1 protein-coding gene and 1 pseudogene are annotated in these 1,533 nt (G+C 44.4%); both read left to right on the plus strand.

Features of this window, described 5'->3' with window-relative positions; translation table 11 throughout:
* Positions 1–298 precede the first annotated feature (298 nt).
* Positions 299–1,024, plus strand: a complete 726-nt coding sequence (gene ompR / locus NWQ57_RS22125) for a two-component system response regulator OmpR (protein ID WP_306024358.1) — start codon at positions 299–301, stop codon at positions 1,022–1,024.
* 18 nt (positions 1,025–1,042) lie between these two features.
* Positions 1,043–1,533, plus strand: a pseudogene (locus tag NWQ57_RS22130) (two-component system sensor histidine kinase EnvZ); the annotation flags it as partial.

A 1,533-nucleotide genomic window follows, 5' to 3' on the forward strand; every position in this document is an offset into this window, starting at 1 on the left:
TAGTTAATAATCTTGCGGCGCTCATTAGTCGCTTGAAAGAGGTAGGCTTTGAAATAGCCAAGCCTGGTGTTGCTACGTTGCATCGAGACAATGTGTATTTTGTCGACCCCGATGGTTTTGAGGTGGAGTTTGTCGTGTATTACAGCGATGTTGCCTCTCAGCGTAACCACTATGATTAACTGGGCAGTAAAAGTGACAAACTTTGTAACAATCCAGACGAGGGTGTTTTTGAGCGAAGCTTTGGAATTTCATCGCTTTCACTTATAGTGCTCACATTGCTTGTTAATGGATAAATATCATGGGTCAAGAAACCACTAAAATTCTCGTTGTCGATGACGATATGCGCTTGCGCAGTTTGCTTGAACGTTATTTAGTTGAACAAGGCTATCAAGTTAGAGCCGCGGCTAATTCTGAGCAAATGGATCGGTATTTAGAGCGCGAAAATTTTCATTTAATGGTGCTTGATCTCATGTTGCCCGGTGAAGATGGTTTGTCTATTTGTCGGCGTTTGCGCCAAAAAGACAATCAAATTCCGATTATTATGCTCACCGCCAAAGGCGATGAAGTTGACCGGATTATCGGCTTAGAAATGGGCGCAGATGATTATTTACCTAAGCCTTTTAATCCGCGTGAATTATTAGCTAGGGCGAAGGCGGTACTTCGACGTAAAACGAATGAAGCGCCGGGTGCGCCGTCGTTAGAAGAGCAAATCATTACTTTTGGTAAGTACTCACTTAATTTAGGTACGCGAGAAATGACTACCGAAGGTACACCCATGACCTTAACCAGTGGCGAGTTTGCGGTATTAAAGTCTTTAGTCACTCACCCTCGTGAACCACTTTCACGGGATAAGCTAATGAATCTAGCTCGTGGCCGTGATTATAGTGCTCTTGAGCGCAGCATTGATGTACAAGTGTCGCGTTTACGGCGCATGCTTGAAGAAGACCCTGCCAACCCACGTTATATTCAAACAGTGTGGGGCCTCGGTTATGTCTTTGTGCCTGATGGCGGTCAAAACGCTTAATGTTGAAGTAAGCTGCAAGTGAGACTCCTTCCTAAAAGTGCCTTTGGTCAAACGGTTTTGTTGATTGGCATGTTATTGCTGATCAACCAAATCGTGTCTTACTTGTCGGTTACGTATTATTTTATCCGACCCAGTTACCAGCAAATTAATAACTTGTTGGCCACCCAGATCAAATTGGTGTTTATCGAAGACCGTAAACACTTTGACCCTGAAATGAGCCGTCGCTTTTATGCCGCAACCGGTATTCGAGTTTATACAGAACGACAAGCCGAAGCTCAGGGCTTAGAGCAGGCGATTTATTATCCTTTTCTGTCGAGTCAGATGTCCCAACGTTTGGGCGGAGAAGCCGAGGTAAGGATCACACCAGGAGAGCCGTATTTATTTTGGATAAAACCGCCACAAAATCCTAACTTATGGATCACCATACCGATGACTGGAGTCGGTGAGGCAGATATTTCCCCCCTAACTATTTATTTACTGGTTATTGGTATTTTAAGTGTGGCCGGCGG

The sequence above is a fragment of the Paraglaciecola sp. genome (assembly GCF_030730205.1).
Lineage (GTDB): Bacteria > Pseudomonadota > Gammaproteobacteria > Enterobacterales > Alteromonadaceae > Paraglaciecola.